At 57.5% G+C, this 14,128-nt stretch carries 15 protein-coding genes and 1 riboswitch; of the genes, 11 read left to right on the top strand and 4 right to left on the bottom strand.

Going from position 1 to position 14,128, the window contains the following annotated elements; all coding sequences use genetic code 11:
- Window positions 1-36 precede the first annotated feature (36 nt).
- From ABD847_RS04465 to ABD847_RS04475, 3 genes are read left to right on the top strand one after another with little or no spacing between them, the layout of a single operon-like run.
- Window positions 37-1,236 (top strand): amino acid ABC transporter permease, encoded by a 1,200-nt coding sequence (locus ABD847_RS04465; RefSeq protein WP_345010473.1) that lies wholly within the window; start codon window positions 37-39, stop codon window positions 1,234-1,236.
- A gap of 1 nt (window position 1,237) precedes the next feature.
- Window positions 1,238-2,332: an amino acid ABC transporter permease gene (locus tag ABD847_RS04470; RefSeq protein ID WP_345010475.1), complete on the top strand. Its 1,095-nt coding sequence runs from the start codon at window positions 1,238-1,240 to the stop codon at window positions 2,330-2,332.
- 10 nt (window positions 2,333-2,342) lie between these two features.
- Window positions 2,343-3,095, top strand: coding sequence for an amino acid ABC transporter ATP-binding protein (locus ABD847_RS04475; protein WP_345010477.1), 753 nt, complete (start codon window positions 2,343-2,345; stop codon window positions 3,093-3,095).
- Window positions 3,096-3,198: 103 nt separating this feature from the next.
- Here ABD847_RS04475 and ribA read toward each other — a convergent pair whose 3' ends face one another.
- Window positions 3,199-3,807 carry a GTP cyclohydrolase II gene (gene ribA / locus ABD847_RS04480; protein ID WP_345010479.1) on the bottom strand — a complete coding sequence of 203 codons (609 nt, stop codon included), beginning with the start codon at window positions 3,805-3,807 and terminating at the stop codon, window positions 3,199-3,201.
- Window positions 3,808-4,030: 223 nt separating this feature from the next.
- Here ribA and cmk point away from each other — a divergent pair, with 223 nt between their 5' ends.
- The 6 genes from cmk (at window position 4,031) to pyrF (ending at window position 9,090) form a co-directional block, all read left to right on the top strand.
- Window positions 4,031-4,717 (top strand): (d)CMP kinase, encoded by a 687-nt coding sequence (gene cmk / locus ABD847_RS04485; RefSeq protein ID WP_345010481.1) that lies wholly within the window; start codon window positions 4,031-4,033, stop codon window positions 4,715-4,717.
- Window positions 4,718-4,818: 101 nt separating this feature from the next.
- Window positions 4,819-6,492: a 30S ribosomal protein S1 gene (gene rpsA / locus ABD847_RS04490; protein ID WP_345010483.1), complete on the top strand. Its 1,674-nt coding sequence runs from the start codon at window positions 4,819-4,821 to the stop codon at window positions 6,490-6,492.
- A gap of 85 nt (window positions 6,493-6,577) precedes the next feature.
- Window positions 6,578-6,859, top strand: a complete 282-nt coding sequence (gene ihfB / locus ABD847_RS04495; RefSeq protein ID WP_345010485.1) for an integration host factor subunit beta — start codon at window positions 6,578-6,580, stop codon at window positions 6,857-6,859.
- 59 nt (window positions 6,860-6,918) lie between these two features.
- The gene (locus tag ABD847_RS04500) at window positions 6,919-7,206 is read left to right on the top strand and encodes a lipopolysaccharide assembly protein LapA domain-containing protein (protein ID WP_345010487.1); all 288 of its coding nucleotides are present in this window, start codon (window positions 6,919-6,921) and stop codon (window positions 7,204-7,206) included.
- Between the two features lie 7 nt (window positions 7,207-7,213).
- The gene (gene lapB / locus ABD847_RS04505) at window positions 7,214-8,380 is read left to right on the top strand and encodes a lipopolysaccharide assembly protein LapB (RefSeq protein WP_345010489.1); all 1,167 of its coding nucleotides are present in this window, start codon (window positions 7,214-7,216) and stop codon (window positions 8,378-8,380) included.
- Window positions 8,381-8,394: 14 nt separating this feature from the next.
- Window positions 8,395-9,090: an orotidine-5'-phosphate decarboxylase gene (pyrF, locus tag ABD847_RS04510; protein ID WP_345010491.1), complete on the top strand. Its 696-nt coding sequence runs from the start codon at window positions 8,395-8,397 to the stop codon at window positions 9,088-9,090.
- Here pyrF and rrtA read toward each other — a convergent pair.
- Entirely contained in the window at window positions 9,071-9,610 is a 540-nt protein-coding gene (gene rrtA / locus ABD847_RS04515; RefSeq protein WP_345010493.1) for a rhombosortase, read from the bottom strand. The genes pyrF and rrtA overlap by 20 nt on opposite strands.
- Window positions 9,611-9,730: 120 nt before the next feature.
- Window positions 9,731-10,141, bottom strand: coding sequence for an H-NS family histone-like protein (locus tag ABD847_RS04520; RefSeq protein WP_345010495.1), 411 nt, complete (start codon window positions 10,139-10,141; stop codon window positions 9,731-9,733).
- Between the two features lie 216 nt (window positions 10,142-10,357).
- Window positions 10,358-10,530: riboswitch (Lysine riboswitch) on the top strand.
- A gap of 82 nt (window positions 10,531-10,612) precedes the next feature.
- Between ABD847_RS04520 and ABD847_RS04525 the strand changes: the two genes are divergently transcribed.
- Both ABD847_RS04525 and ABD847_RS04530 read left to right on the top strand, forming a co-directional pair.
- Window positions 10,613-12,181, top strand: a complete 1,569-nt coding sequence (locus ABD847_RS04525; protein ID WP_345010497.1) for a Na+/H+ antiporter NhaC family protein — start codon at window positions 10,613-10,615, stop codon at window positions 12,179-12,181.
- Window positions 12,182-12,269: 88 nt separating this feature from the next.
- Window positions 12,270-12,866 (top strand): thymidine kinase, encoded by a 597-nt coding sequence (locus ABD847_RS04530; protein ID WP_345010499.1) that lies wholly within the window; start codon window positions 12,270-12,272, stop codon window positions 12,864-12,866.
- Here the strand turns inward: ABD847_RS04530 and ABD847_RS04535 are convergent.
- A complete protein-coding gene (locus ABD847_RS04535; RefSeq protein WP_345010501.1) occupies window positions 12,847-14,064 on the bottom strand; it encodes an EAL and HDOD domain-containing protein in 1,218 nt (405 codons plus the stop codon). The genes ABD847_RS04530 and ABD847_RS04535 overlap by 20 nt on opposite strands.
- Window positions 14,065-14,128: the final 64 nt, after the last annotated feature.

The raw sequence follows: 14,128 nt of genomic DNA on the forward strand, positions 1-14,128 counted from the left end.
CAGTTCAACCTGTCTTTGCAACTGCAGGAAACCAAGATGGCAATAGAACTGACGCCAGGCCTCATCAGCAGGCTGCCGCACCGTGAGCGCTGGTTTTACAACAGTCGGGTGCGCTCCATCCTGTTCCAGGTGCTGGCCATCGCCGCCGTGGTGGGCTTCATCTACTACTTTTTGAGCAACGCCTTTCACAACATGGAAACCCGTGGCATCTCCACCGGCTTTCACTTTCTCGACAACAAGGCGGGGTTTGGCATCATTCAGAGCCTGATCCCCTACGACGAAACCTATACCTATGGCCGCACCTTTCTGGTGGGGCTGCTCAACACCCTGCTGGTCTCGGTACTGGGCATAGTGTTGGCCACCGCCCTGGGCTTTGTGCTGGGGGTGGCGCGGCTGTCACGCAACTGGCTGGTCAGCCGGGTGGCTGCCGTGTACGTGGAGCTGTTCCGTAACATTCCGCTGCTGCTGCAGATCTTCTTCTGGTACTTCGCTGTGCTGCGCACCCTGCCGACGCCTCGGCAGAGCATCAGCCTGGGGGAGGCAGTCTTCCTCAATATCCGCGGTCTTTACATTCCGGCGCCGGTACCCGAGGTCGGCTTTGGCTGGCTGGGCGTTAGCCTGGCGCTCGCCATCGGCCTGGCCATCGCCGTGTCCGTCTGGGCACGCCGGCGGCAGCGTTTGACCGGCCAGACCTTCCCCTCCTTCTGGGTGGGCTTGGCGATCATCGTCGTACTGCCTCTGCTGCACTTCTATGCGCTTGGCGCCCCGCTGCAGTGGGACTTGCCGACCCTCAAGGGCTTCAACTTCAAGGGTGGTATCACGATTATCCCCGAGCTGGCAGCCCTGCTGGTGGCGTTGTCCATCTACACCGCGGCCTTTATCGCCGAGATTGTCCGCTCTGGCATCCTGGCGGTGAGCAAGGGGCAGCATGAGGCGGCCGAATCCCTGGGGTTGAGCCATGGCCAGACCCTGCGGCTCGTGATCGTGCCTCAGGCGCTGCGGGTGATCATACCGCCGCTGACCAGCCAATTTTTGAACCTGACCAAGAACTCCTCCCTGGCTACCGCCATCGGTTATCCGGATCTGGTGTCCGTCTTCATGGGGACCACCCTGAACCAGACTGGCCAGGCGGTGGAAGTCATCGCCATGACCATGGCGGTCTATCTGCTCATCAGCCTAGTGATCTCCTATCTGATGAATGTATACAACGCCAAGAAGGCACTGGTGGAGCGTTAACATGGCCGTATTCGACACTATTGATGCCAAGCCGGCCCCCGGTCGCCAAGGGGGGCTGGTGAGCTGGCTCAGACGTAATCTGTTTTCCAGTTGGACCAACGGCATTCTGACTCTGGTGTTGCTCTATCTGGTGGTGCCATCCTTGTGGCATCTGATCCAGTGGAGCCTTATTCAGGCCGACTGGGTGGGCAGCAGCCGCGAGGCTTGTGAGTCCGGTGGTGCCTGCTGGGTGTTTATCAACACCCGGTTTTCCCAGTTTATTTATGGCTTCTATCCCGAAGCCGAGCGCTGGCGGGTGGACATCGTCTTTGCCGTCAGTGCTCTGCTGGTGGCCGCCTTGCTCTATCCCAAGACACCGGCTAAGGGCTGGATCGCCCTGTTCTTCTTCGTGCCCTTCCCCTTGCTGGTGCTCTGGTTGCTGCACGGCGGCCTTGGCCTCACAGTGGTGGACACCCACTACTGGGGCGGCCTGATGCTGACCCTGCTGTTGGCTACCGTGGGCATCTGCGGCGCCTTGCCCCTCGGCATCTTGCTGGCGTTGGGGCGGCGATCCAAGATGCCGGTGATCCACAGCCTGTGCGTGGTATTTATCGAGTTCTGGCGGGCGGTGCCCCTCATCACTGTGCTGTTTATGGCCTCTGTGATGCTGCCGCTGTTCCTGTCCGCCGAGGTGGAGCTGGACAAGCTGCTGCGGGCGGTGATCGGCATAGTACTGTTTCAGTCCTCCTACATCGCCGAGGTGATCCGCGGTGGCATGCAGGCCATTCCCAAGGGGCAATATGAGGCGGGGGAGTCGCTGGCGCTGAGCTACTGGAAGTCCATGGCACTCATCATCCTGCCCCAGGCCCTCAAGATCACCATCCCCTCGCTGGTGAACACCTTCATCGATCTGTTCAAGGACACCAGCCTGGTGACCATCATAGGGCTGTTTGATCTGCTGGCAGTAGGCAAGGCGGGGCTCGCCGATCCCAACTGGCTGGGTTATTCCGTCGAGGCCTATGTCTTTATCGGCCTGATTTACTGGATTTTCTGTTTTGGTATGTCCCGCTACTCCCTGTTCCTTGAACAGAAGCTGCATACCGGTCACAAGCATTAAGGATTACGCCATGAACACGCAAAAAAATGACATCGTGGTCGAGCTCAAAGACGTCAACAAATGGTATGGCGAGTTCCATGTGCTCAAGGAGGTGAACCTGCAGGTGCGCCGCGGCGAGAAGATCGTCATCTGTGGGCCGTCCGGCTCCGGCAAGTCCACCATGATCCGCTGCATCAATCGGCTGGAGGAGCATCAGGCCGGTGATATCAATGTGATGGGCACCAAGCTCACCGGCGATCTGCGCAACATAGAGCACGTGCGGCGGGATGTGGGCATGGTGTTCCAGCACTTCAATCTATTCCCGCACCTGACGGTGCTGGAGAACTGCTGCCTGGCGCCCATCTGGGTCAAGAAGACCCCCCGCAAGGAGGCTGAGGCCCTGGCCATGAAGTACCTGGAACGGGTGCGCATTCCGGATCAGGCCCACAAGTACCCGGGGCAGCTCTCCGGTGGTCAGCAGCAGCGGGTGGCCATTGCCCGCAGTCTGTGCATGAGTCCGCAGGTGATGCTGTTCGACGAGCCGACCTCGGCGCTGGATCCCGAGATGGTGCGTGAGGTGCTGGATGTCATGGTGGAGCTGGCCAATGAGGGGATCACCATGTTGTGCGTGACCCACGAGATGGGTTTTGCCAAGCAGGTGGCCGATCGGGTGATCTTCATGGACCGCGGCCAGATTGTGGAGGAGAACACCCCGGAGGAGTTCTTCAACAACCCGCAGTCCGAGCGCAGCAAGCTGTTCTTGAGCCAAATCCTGCACCACTAACTACCTGTGGCAGGGACGTAAAAACAGTCAAGGCGAGGGAAACCTCGCCTTGTTGCTATCTGGCCAACTTAGCCAAGCCTGCCAGGCTGGAGAGGGCGGCCGTTCAGGCCTCCTTGTCATCCTGCTCCAACATGTGGCCCAACTTGCCCGCCTTGGTGTTGAGGTAGAAGTTGTTGTAGGGGTTGCGCCCCTCCTGCAGGGGTACCCGGGCATGGACCTGGACGTCGAGCTTTTGCAAGGATTTGATCTTGCGGGGGTTGTTGGTCATCAGATCCACCTGATTGACCCCCAGGGCCTTCAGCATGTCGGCACAGATGGTGTAGTCCCGCAGATCGGCGGCAAAGCCCAGGGCCACGTTGGCGTCCACGGTGTCGGCACCCTGGTCCTGCAGGTGATAGGCGCGGATCTTGTTGAGCAGGCCAATGCCACGACCTTCCTGGCGGACATACAGCAGCACGCCACGCTTTTGCTTAGCGATGCGCTCCAGAGCGGCTTGCAGCTGAAAGCCGCAGTCACAGCGCAGGCTGAACAGGGCATCGCCGGTCAGGCATTCAGAATGGATGCGGGCCAACACGGGCTCATTCGTGGTCACATCCCCCATGACCAGGGCGGCGTGATCCTTGCCAGTGGCCATTTCTTCAAAGCCCACCAGGGTGAAGATGCCCCAGGGGGTGGGAAGTTTGGATTGGGCGACGAGGGTAACACTGCTCATGGAAAACCTCTGAAGACTTCAACTGCAAACGGCGTCTGTGTGCGCCATGGGTAATGGGGGATTTTCACCGTATTTATCCGCCGGTGGCAATAGTTGATTCCATTTGCCGGTCTTTCCTGGCGATCATCGTGCCCCCTCCGACCCCCTTAGGGTATACTGCGCGCGCTTTTCTCCCGTCGGGAGAAATCTCATTGTTTGGCAATCCAATTGAAAGGGGAATCCCATGGCGGATTTGGCACCTGTCATCACCATAGATGGGCCGAGCGGGGCCGGCAAAGGCACCGTCTGTCAACGGCTGGCGCAACACCTAGGCTGGCATCTGCTGGACTCCGGCGCCATCTACCGAGTGTTGGCGCTGGCGGCCTTGCATCACGAGGTGGATCTGGAGAACGAAGGGGCTCTGATGGCGCTGGCGTCACATCTGGACGTCCAGTTCACGCCCACGGCGGACGGCGTCAAGGTGGTGCTGGAAGGGGAGGTGGTCTCCGAGCAGCTCAGAACCGAGCAGACGGGAAATGCCGCCAGCAAGGTCGCGGCTTACCCGGCGGTCCGGGAGGCCCTGTTGCGCCGCCAACGGGCCTTTCGCAACGACCCAGGCCTCATCGCCGATGGGCGTGATATGGGCACTGTGGTGTTCCCGGATGCCCAGGTCAAAATCTTCCTGGATGCCAGTGCCGAGGAGCGAGCCAACCGGCGCTGTAAACAGTTGCAGGCCAAGGGCTTTGATGTTAACTTTGAGCACCTTTTAGCCGAGATAAAAGAACGGGACGACCGGGATCGGAACCGCCCCGTAGCGCCGCTCAAACCCGCCGACGATGCCCTGGTGGTGGACTCCACCCAGATGAGCATTGATGAGGTGGTTGAGCGGGTTTTGTCTTACGCTGAAACTAAACTTCGCGCCGGGCACTAGTCCGGTTCGGTGTCTTTCTCAAGGATGAAAAAGACTTACTGAAACAACCCCGCATCGGCCGGATTGCCATGTGGATGTTAACTTTAAAACCTTAATCTAACATGACTGAATCTTTTGCTCAGCTCTTTGAAGAGTCTCTGAAACAACTCGAAACCCGTCCGGGCGCCATCGTTAAGGGCCTGGTTGTCGCCATCGAGAACGGTATCGTTCTGGTTGACGCCGGTCTGAAGTCTGAATCTGCCATCCCGGCCGAACAGTTCAAGAACAGCCAAGGCGAGCTGGAAATCAACGTGGGTGACTACGTTGATGTGGCTCTGGACTCCGTTGAAGATGGTTTCGGCGAGACTCAACTGTCCCGCGAAAAGGCCAAGCGCCACGAAGCCTGGCTGCAACTGGAGAAGGCCTACGAAGAACAGGCTACCGTTACCGGCCTGATCAACGGCAAGGTCAAGGGTGGTTTCACCGTTGAAGTGAACAACATCCGTGCCTTCCTGCCCGGTTCTCTGGTTGACGTGCGTCCGGTGCGCGACACTGCCCACCTGGAAGGCAAAGAGCTGGAGTTCAAGGTCATCAAGCTGGACCAGAAGCGCAACAACGTTGTGGTTTCTCGCCGTGCCGTGATCGAAACCGAAAACACCACCGAGCGCGACAGCCTGCTGGCCAACCTGCAAGAAGGTATGGAAGTTAAGGGTATCGTCAAGAACCTGACCGACTACGGTGCCTTCGTGGATCTGGGCGGCGTTGACGGCCTGCTGCACATCACCGACATGGCTTGGAAGCGCGTTAAGCATCCTTCCGAGATCGTCAACGTGGGCGACGAAATCAACGTCAAGGTGCTGAAGTTCGACCGCGAGCGTACCCGTGTATCCCTGGGTCTGAAGCAACTGGGCGAAGATCCGTGGGTGGCTATTGCCAAGCGTTATCCGGAAGGTGCCCGTCTGTCTGGCCGCGTGACCAACCTGACCGATTACGGCTGCTTCGTTGAAATCGAAGAAGGCGTGGAAGGCCTGGTTCACGTGTCTGAAATGGACTGGACCAACAAGAACATCCACCCGTCCAAGGTTGTTAACGTGGGCGATCTGGTTGATGTCATGGTTCTGGACATCGACGAAGAGCGTCGTCGTATCTCCCTGGGTCTGAAGCAGTGCAAGGCCAACCCGTGGCAGCAGTTTGCTGAAAGCCATGCCAAGGGCGACCGCGTTGCTGGTAAGATCAAGTCCATCACCGACTTCGGTATCTTCATCGGTCTGGACGGTGGCATCGATGGTCTGGTGCACCTGTCTGACATCTCTTGGAACGCTTCCGGCGAAGACGCCGTTCGCGAATTCAAGAAGGGCGACGAAATCGAAGCCGTTGTTCTGCAAGTGGATCCGGAGCGCGAGCGCATCTCCCTGGGCGTGAAGCAGATCGAAGAAGATCCCTTCAATAAGTACCTGTCTGACAACAAGAAAGGTGCTATCGTTACCGGTAAGGTAACCGCCGTTGATGCCAAGGGCGCCACTATCGAGCTGGAAGAAGGCGTAGAAGGTTACATCCGTGCCTCCGACGTTTCCCGCGATCGCGTGGAAGATGCCTCTCTGGTTCTGTCCGTGGGTGATGACGTTGAAGCCAAGTTCATGGGTGTAGACCGCAAGAACCGCACCGTTAGCCTGTCTGTCCGTGCTAAGGACGAAGCTGACGAGAAGGCTGCGATCGATACTCTGAACCAACAACAAGATGATGTTGGCTTCACCAACGCCATGGCCGAAGCGTTCAAGGCTGCCAAGGGCGAATAAGTTCCCCTTCGGCACAAAAAGGGCGGTCTTGACCGCCCTTTTTTTAAGACCATTGTTTGCCCTCGACATATACAGGAGCCTCGCTATGACCAAATCCGATTTGATTGAGCGCCTTGCCAGCAAGCAATTGCATTTATCTGCCAAAGAGGTGGAGGCGGCCATTCGTGAGATCTTGGAACAAATGGCTTCCACATTGCAGGTCGGTGAGCGGATTGAAATCCGTGGCTTTGGTAGTTTTTCTCTCCATTATCGGGCCCCACGAGTGGGTCGTAATCTCAAGACCGGGGAGAAGGTGGAGCTGCAAGGCAAGTCGGTGCCTCACTTCAAGCCCGGCAAGGAGCTCAGAGAGCGCGTGAACCTTGCTTGATAAACGGCGGTTCAGCAACCGCACCGGGTTTGGGTTCGTTTATCTGAGGACGTCTTTGCATGCGTAATCTGGCTATTATTTTCGTGGTGGTGGTCGTGTGTGCCATCGCCTTAACGCTGGGGGCAGAAAACAACCAGCTCGTCCGCGTTAATTTCCTGATCGCCCGCGGTGAATTCTATCTTTCCACACTGCTCGCCCTGGTCTTTCTGGGCGGTTTTGCCTTCGCGAGTCTGGTCTGGTCCTGGGGGTATTTTCGCCAGCAATTTCGTCAGCAAAAGCTGCAAAAACAACTGCAACGCCAGGCCAAGGAACTCAATAGCCTCCGGGGCCAGTTAGGCAAGGAATAATCTTCACATGCTGGAACTGCTGTTCCTGTTGTTGCCAATAGCCGTCGCTTATGGCTGGTATATGGGCCAGCGAAGCGCCAGGCTAGACAAAGAAAATCTAGGCCACAAACTCTCCCGGAACTATGTTGCCGGGATTAACTTTTTGCTCTCCGAACAACCCGACAAGGCCGTGGATCTCTTTATCGAGATGTTACAGGTGGATGAGGAAACACTCGAAACTCACCTGGCACTCGGCAATCTGTTTCGCCAACGAGGTGAAGTGGAGCGCGCAATCCGTATTCACCAGAACCTGGTAGCCCGTCCCCATTTAACCTATGAACAGCGCAATCTAGCCATGCTGGAGTTGGCGCGGGATTTTATTGCTGCCGGCTTATTGGACCGGGCAGAGAGCATACTGCCTGAACTTGTTAAAGACTCAGAACATGAAGAGTCTGCCGCTAATCTGCTAATCGACATCTATCAGCAGATGCGGGAATGGGACAAGGCCATTGCGGTGGCCGAGCGCAGCAAGCGCAAGCTGGGAAACAAGGTGATTCCGTCCATCGCCCATTTTTATTGCGAGCAAGCCGAACAGTTGCTTAAGGCCCAGGAACAGAAGAAGGCTATCTACAAGCTCAAGCGTGCCTTGCAGACGGACGATCACTGTATTCGGGCGCGACTCATGCTGGCCCGGGCCTATTGGCAGCAGCACAATGCCGACTTGGCCATCGAGACATTGCAACCCCTGCCGACCCTGGACGCTGACTTTGCCCCTGAGGCGCTCCCTCTGCTGCTGGAATGCCTGAGCGAGCAGGATGAAACCGAGCTGGGGGTGATACTGCAGCAGTGGCTGCAACAGACCCATGCCGCCAGTGTGCTATTGGCCCTGGCCGATGAACAAGAAAAGTTGCTGGGCCGCGCAGCGGCGGAACAGCTGGTGCTGGACGAGCTGAAACGCCATCCCACCATGAAGGGGTTTCATCGACTGATCCGTTATCAATTGGCCGAGGCCAGAAGCCAGGAGGCGAGAGAAAGCCTCGGTTTGCTGGCCTCTTTGGTACAGGAACAGATCAACGTCAAGCCGGTGCATCGCTGCCGGCGTTGCGGTTTCTCGTCCCGCGTGATTTTTTGGCAATGTCCCTCCTGTAAGGGGTGGGGCACCATCAAGCCCATCCGTGGTTTGGATGGGGAATAAAAGCAGGAGTAGTTATGACAGATCCCAAGGTGATTGTGGCGCTAGATTATGCGGACGAGGCCGCTGCCCTGGCATTTGTGGCAAAGGTGGATCCCAGCCTCTGTCGTCTTAAGGTGGGCAAAGAGATGTTCACCCTGTTTGGCCCTCAGTTCGTGCGCCAGTTGGTGGGCAAGGGCTTCGATGTATTTCTTGATCTCAAGTTTCACGATATTCCCAATACGGTGGCCAAGGCGGTAGCGGCCAGCGCCGAGTTGGGCGTGTGGATGGTCAACGTGCATGCCAGCGGTGGTCTGCGGATGATGGAAGCCGCCAAGGCGGCCTTGGTACCCTATGGGGCGCGAGCGCCCAAACTGATAGCCGTCACCGTGCTGACCAGCATGGAACAAGGGGATCTGGCCCAGATAGGGCTCGATCTGGCACCGCAGGAGCAAGTATTGCGATTGGCCAGTCTGACCCACCAGGCCGGGTTGGACGGGGTGGTGTGTTCGGCACAGGAGGCTCAATTGCTCAAGGCGCGACTGGGAGCCGAGTTCTTACTGGTCACCCCGGGGATACGGCCGGCGGGAAGTGAGCAGGGCGATCAGCGTCGGGTATTGACGCCAGCCGAGGCGGTTGCTGTCGGGGCGGATTATTTGGTGATAGGGCGCCCCATCACTCAGGCGGTAGATCCCGTTGCCACCTTGCAAGCCATTAACGCCAGCCTGATCTGAGCCACTGAGCCCCCCCCAGCAAGAGACCAAACAGTGCGCCCAGCCAATGGGCGCCATCATAGACGGCCACCCCGATCAGACCGGCGGTGATGCCATCCTGATGCCAGTGATCCCATATTAATTTGATCAGCAGCCCCAGCAGCCAATAGATCTGCTGCCGATCTCCTCTGCGCAGACTGCTCAGGGCTCCGTAACAGAACAGGCCGTGCAGGGCCCCGGATAGTCCGACATACCGGTTGAGATGGGCATCGAAGCCCAAGATGGTCAGGTTGATCAAGGGCACCAGAAGCAGCAAGCAGCCAACTTGCTGTAGCAGGTTGCAACTGGGGCGGTAAATCCAACTGATCAGCAGCAAGCCTATGAGGTTCATCAACAGATGCAGGCTGTTGCTATGCACCAGCCCACCGGTCATGAGCCGCCACCAGGCGCCGTGGAGAATGGCCTGCCGTTGATAGGCTAAATCCATCACCTGACTGTGGATCAGCTGCAACAGTATCAGCGACAGCGAAAAACCCAGCATCAAGATGATGTCGATATGCCGTCGTCTGAATATTTGTGGGGGGCGATGCTCAATGAGGGGCATGGGTGTTCGACTGTAAAAAATAAGGCCGCAATTGCGGCCTTAATGACGAAATAAAAATTAGTTCTTCTCGATGAGAAAATCTTCGAGCTTGCCACCGGCTTCAATGTGCGTGCGAATAGCAACCGGTTGACGACCTTGACCGGTCCAGGTCTTCTCTTGGCCAGCTTCATCGGTATAACGATATTTAGCCGGGCGAGGAGCGCGTTTGCCTGCCGGCTTTTCAATGTCGCCCATCAATTCTTTGAGTTCAACCGGATCTATGCCATCGGCGCGAAGCATGTCCATATATTGGTTGATCTTGCGCTTGCGCTCCTCTTGGGCCTCGCGCTGGCTAGCTTCCTCATTGCGGCGTTCTTCTACCACAGCGGTCAGCTTTTCAAGTCCTTCTTCAAGCTGTTCTAGTGAGACTTCGCGTGCCGCAGCGCGCAAGCTGCGAATGTTCATTAAAACTTTCAGAAATTCAGACATGATCAAAACTCTCAGATAGGTGTTATGCGGGGATTTAAACGAAATTTATAAACAATATATTAATTAGTCAAGGATTCACTCTTAATAAAGTCTCGTAGATATTAACTTAATAAATTCAATTGGCATTAACCCAGAAATGCGATTCATGTGAGACTTGATTTTGCTAGCATGATTATCTTGACACCGCTGCTTTAGTGGATAGAATCACTGCGATTTACCTTTAGTAGAGGCGCGTTGCCTAAAAGTACCGGTTCAGAGGGTGATTCCTGTGAAGTTCCGGGAAAGGAGTCGACGCCGAAGTGGGTGTATGCATCATCATCGCCTGCTGGGGCCGTTTCGAAAAGGAACGGCACTGTCATAGTTGAACACTATGGAGCGCTACCGAAGGGGTTCTGTATATCACCTGCCTAGCAGGTTGCTTTTGCATCCCTCTTCTGTAGATCTCCGCCTAGATATAGGTGATATGAGATCATGGCTTTAGCCCAATATTCTGATTCTGTGCTGTCCCTACTGCCCCCGTTACTGGCGGTGGCGTTGGCCATTACCACGCGGCGGGTTTTGCTTTCCCTTGGCGTCGGGATACTGGCCGGTGCCATGCTGTTAAATATGGGCGCCCCTGGTGCTACGACCCAATATCTGGCCGACAAATTTATCAACATCGTTTGGAGTGAGGAGAGCTGGAACAGCTGGAATCTCAATATCATCGGTTTTTTGTTGCTGCTGGGGTGCTTAATCAGCCTGATGGCTATCTCTGGGGGGACTAGGGCCTTTGCCCTATGGGCCGAGCAGCGGATCCGCAGCCGTCGGCAGGCCAAGATGATGACGGGGCTGCTGGTCTTTTTGTTTTTCATTGATGACTACTTTCACAGCTTGGCGGTGGGCACCATCTGCCGGCCGGTGACGGATCGGCATGGCATCTCTCGCGCCAAGTTGGCGTACCTGCTGGATTCGACGGCGGCCCCTGTTTGCGTCTTGATGCCGGTCTCCTCCTGGGGGGCCTATATCATCGCCTTGATCGGCGGCATTCTGGCCTCCCATGGCCTTACCGGTCATAGCCCACTGGCGACCTTCGTGGCCATGGCCCCCATGAACCTGTATGCCGTCTTTACGCTGCTGATGGTGGCAGTGGTGGTGTTGCGGGATCTGGATCTGGGCAGCATGGCCCGTCATGAGGCGGCCGCCGCCCAGGGGCAGCTGTTCGATGCCGCCCGTGGCATACCGCCGGGGGCCTCTGCCGAGCTGCCGGAGTCCGAACGGGGGCAGGTCAAGGACTTGGCCTGGCCCATCGTTACCCTGGTAGTGGCCACAGTGTTCTTCATGATCTCGAGCGGGGCGAGCAAGCTGGCCGCCGATGGCACGGCCTTCTCACTGTTGAAGGCGCTGGAGAATACCGATGTTGGCTTGTCACTGGTTAAGGGCGGGGCAAGCGCCCTGCTGGTGGCCTGTGGTTTGGCCTTGCGCCTGGGGTTGCCGCTGGCCCACTGGGGCCTGGCCCTCAAACAAGGGCTGCTGGCCATGTGGCCAGCCATCCGCATCCTGATCCTGGCATGGGCTATCGGTGCCGTGATCCGCGACATCGAGACGGGTAAGTACCTGGCATCGCTCACCCAATCCGGACCGTCGGTGGCATTGCTGCCGGCCATGCTGTTTGTGCTGGCTGGTATCATGGCCTTTTCAACCGGTACCAGCTGGGGCACGTTTGGCATCATGCTGCCGCTGGCGGGGGATCTGGCCATGGCCAGCGAGCCTAGCCTGCTGCTGCCCATGCTCTCCGCGGTGTTGGCAGGCTCGGTGTTTGGCGATCACTGCTCCCCCATCTCGGACACCACCATCCTTTCTTCTACCGGTGCCGGTTGTCATCATATGGACCATGTGGTGACCCAGTTGCCTTATGCACTCTTGATCGCCTTGGCCTCTGTGCTGGGTTACCTGGCGCTGGGCTTTAGCGGCTCGGCCTTGCTGGGGCTGGCGGTGACGGGCCTAGTCTTGCTGCCTTGCCTGCTGTGGTGGGGGCGGCGGGCTGTGCTGCAACCGGCCTGAGCCTCATCATCTCAATCGGGCGCCCGTGGCTGACGGGCGCCCTTTTTTTTGACATCATGCGGCCCTTGCGTCGTACTCAAGGAGCAACATGGCATCCCTGCACTATAAATTTGCCGCCATGAATTCCGGCAAATCCACCCAGCTTATTCAGGCCCATTTTAACTATCTGGAGCGGGGCATGACGCCCTTGGCCATGACCCCTGCCATTGACGATCGCTTTGGCGTGGGAGTGATCACCGCCCGGGTGGGGTTGGAGCTGAAGGTGCCTGTCTTCACCGAGCAGACGGATCTGTTTGCGCTGTTGGCTCAGAGCCCTGGCCGACCCGATGTCTTTATCGTGGATGAGGCCCAGTTTCTGACCCGGGCCCAGGTATATCAGCTGGCTCAGATCGTTGATGAGCTGCGGATCCCCGTGATTGCCTACGGGCTCAAGACGGATTTTCGCGGTGAGCTGTTTGATGGCTCCTATCACCTCTTATGTCTGGCGGACAAGGTCGAAGAGCTCAAGAGCATCTGCTGGTGTGGCAACAAGGCACACATGAATGCCCGGGTGGGCGAGGGGGGACACGTGGTGCGGGAAGGGGCACAAGTGGAGATCGGCGATGCGGATCGCTACGTCTCCCTGTGCCGCAAGCACTTTCTGGCGGGGCAGGCCTACCCCGCGGTCACTTCTCCGGCTGACTGAGCAGGTTGGCCCACTGGTTCGCCTCCAGGTAGAGGCGAGCCACTTCTGCTTCATTCAATCCCATCTTCTCCGCCCGCTTGGCGATGCGTGGCCAGTTAGCTGCTTCATAGTCCCGGATAAAGGCCAGATAGAAGGCCAGCTCACCGCGGTTGTGCACCAGGGCCTGCACTATGGCCGCCGAGACAGGTACATCCTGCAGCAGGTGTTCGAAACTCTGCTCCAGCAGGGCCTCCAGCAAGGAAAAGAGGCCACACAGGAAGGCCTCGGACGGATTGGTCCACTGCGGCCGATGCAAGGAGAGCAGCTCGCAGAAGCGGGCGCGCACCAGGCACATATGATACAGCTCCGGGCTCTTATGCTCGCCCACGCTGGTGGTGGTGACCAAGGAGACAAACCGGCGCAGCTCGCGGTTGCCCAGAAAAACTGCGGCCTGGCGGAACGAGGTTATCGGCTTGCCGGCACCATAGCGCATGTTGTTGACGTAACGCAGCAACTTGTAGGAGAGGCTGACATCGCTGCTCAGCAGCGCCTCGATGCGGTCAAAATCCGGCTCCTCCTTGTTCACCTCCTTGAGCAGGCGCATCAGGGTCAGCTGGCTGGCATTGAGGGTCTTTTGTTGCACCACCTCGGGACGGCTGAAGAAATAGCCCTGAAAGAAGTGACAACCCATGGCCATGGCGGCTTCAAATTCGGCCTGATCTTCGACTTTCTCCGCCAGATATTGCAGCTTCAGGTGGCTGTGGCTATCGATAAACTGGCGGATCTCCTCCACCGGACTGGTTCGCCAGTCAAACTTGATGATGTCGATATAGGGCAAAAACGGCTGCCAGCGGGCATCCAGGGTGAAGTCATCCAGCGCGATGCGATAGCCCTGTTGCTTCATCTGTTGCACCTTCTGCAGCAGGGGGGCATCGGGGGTGGCCGTCTCCAGGATTTCTATCACCACCTTATCGGTGGGCAGACTATCGGCCAGTCCTTGCAGCAGCAGACTCTCGGGAAAGTTGATGAAACAAGGGTGATCGCCAATCAGGTGTTCTATGGGCTGGGTGAGGAACTGCTCGGCAATCAGTTTGTTGGTGGCTTGCTCTGGACTGATGTTGGGGAAGACGTTTTCCAACCCTTGACGAAACAGGAGTTCGTAGGCAACTGGCTGCTGCTGACGATTAAGAATGGGTTGACGGGCAACAAATGAATACATAGACGACCAGGGTGCTAAACGATCAGCCCGGGAGCTGATCCGAGGAACTCAAGTCGGCAAAGTA

This window comes from Pseudaeromonas paramecii, from assembly GCF_039540575.1.
In the GTDB taxonomy this organism is placed as follows: Bacteria; Pseudomonadota; Gammaproteobacteria; order Enterobacterales; family Aeromonadaceae; genus Pseudaeromonas; species Pseudaeromonas paramecii.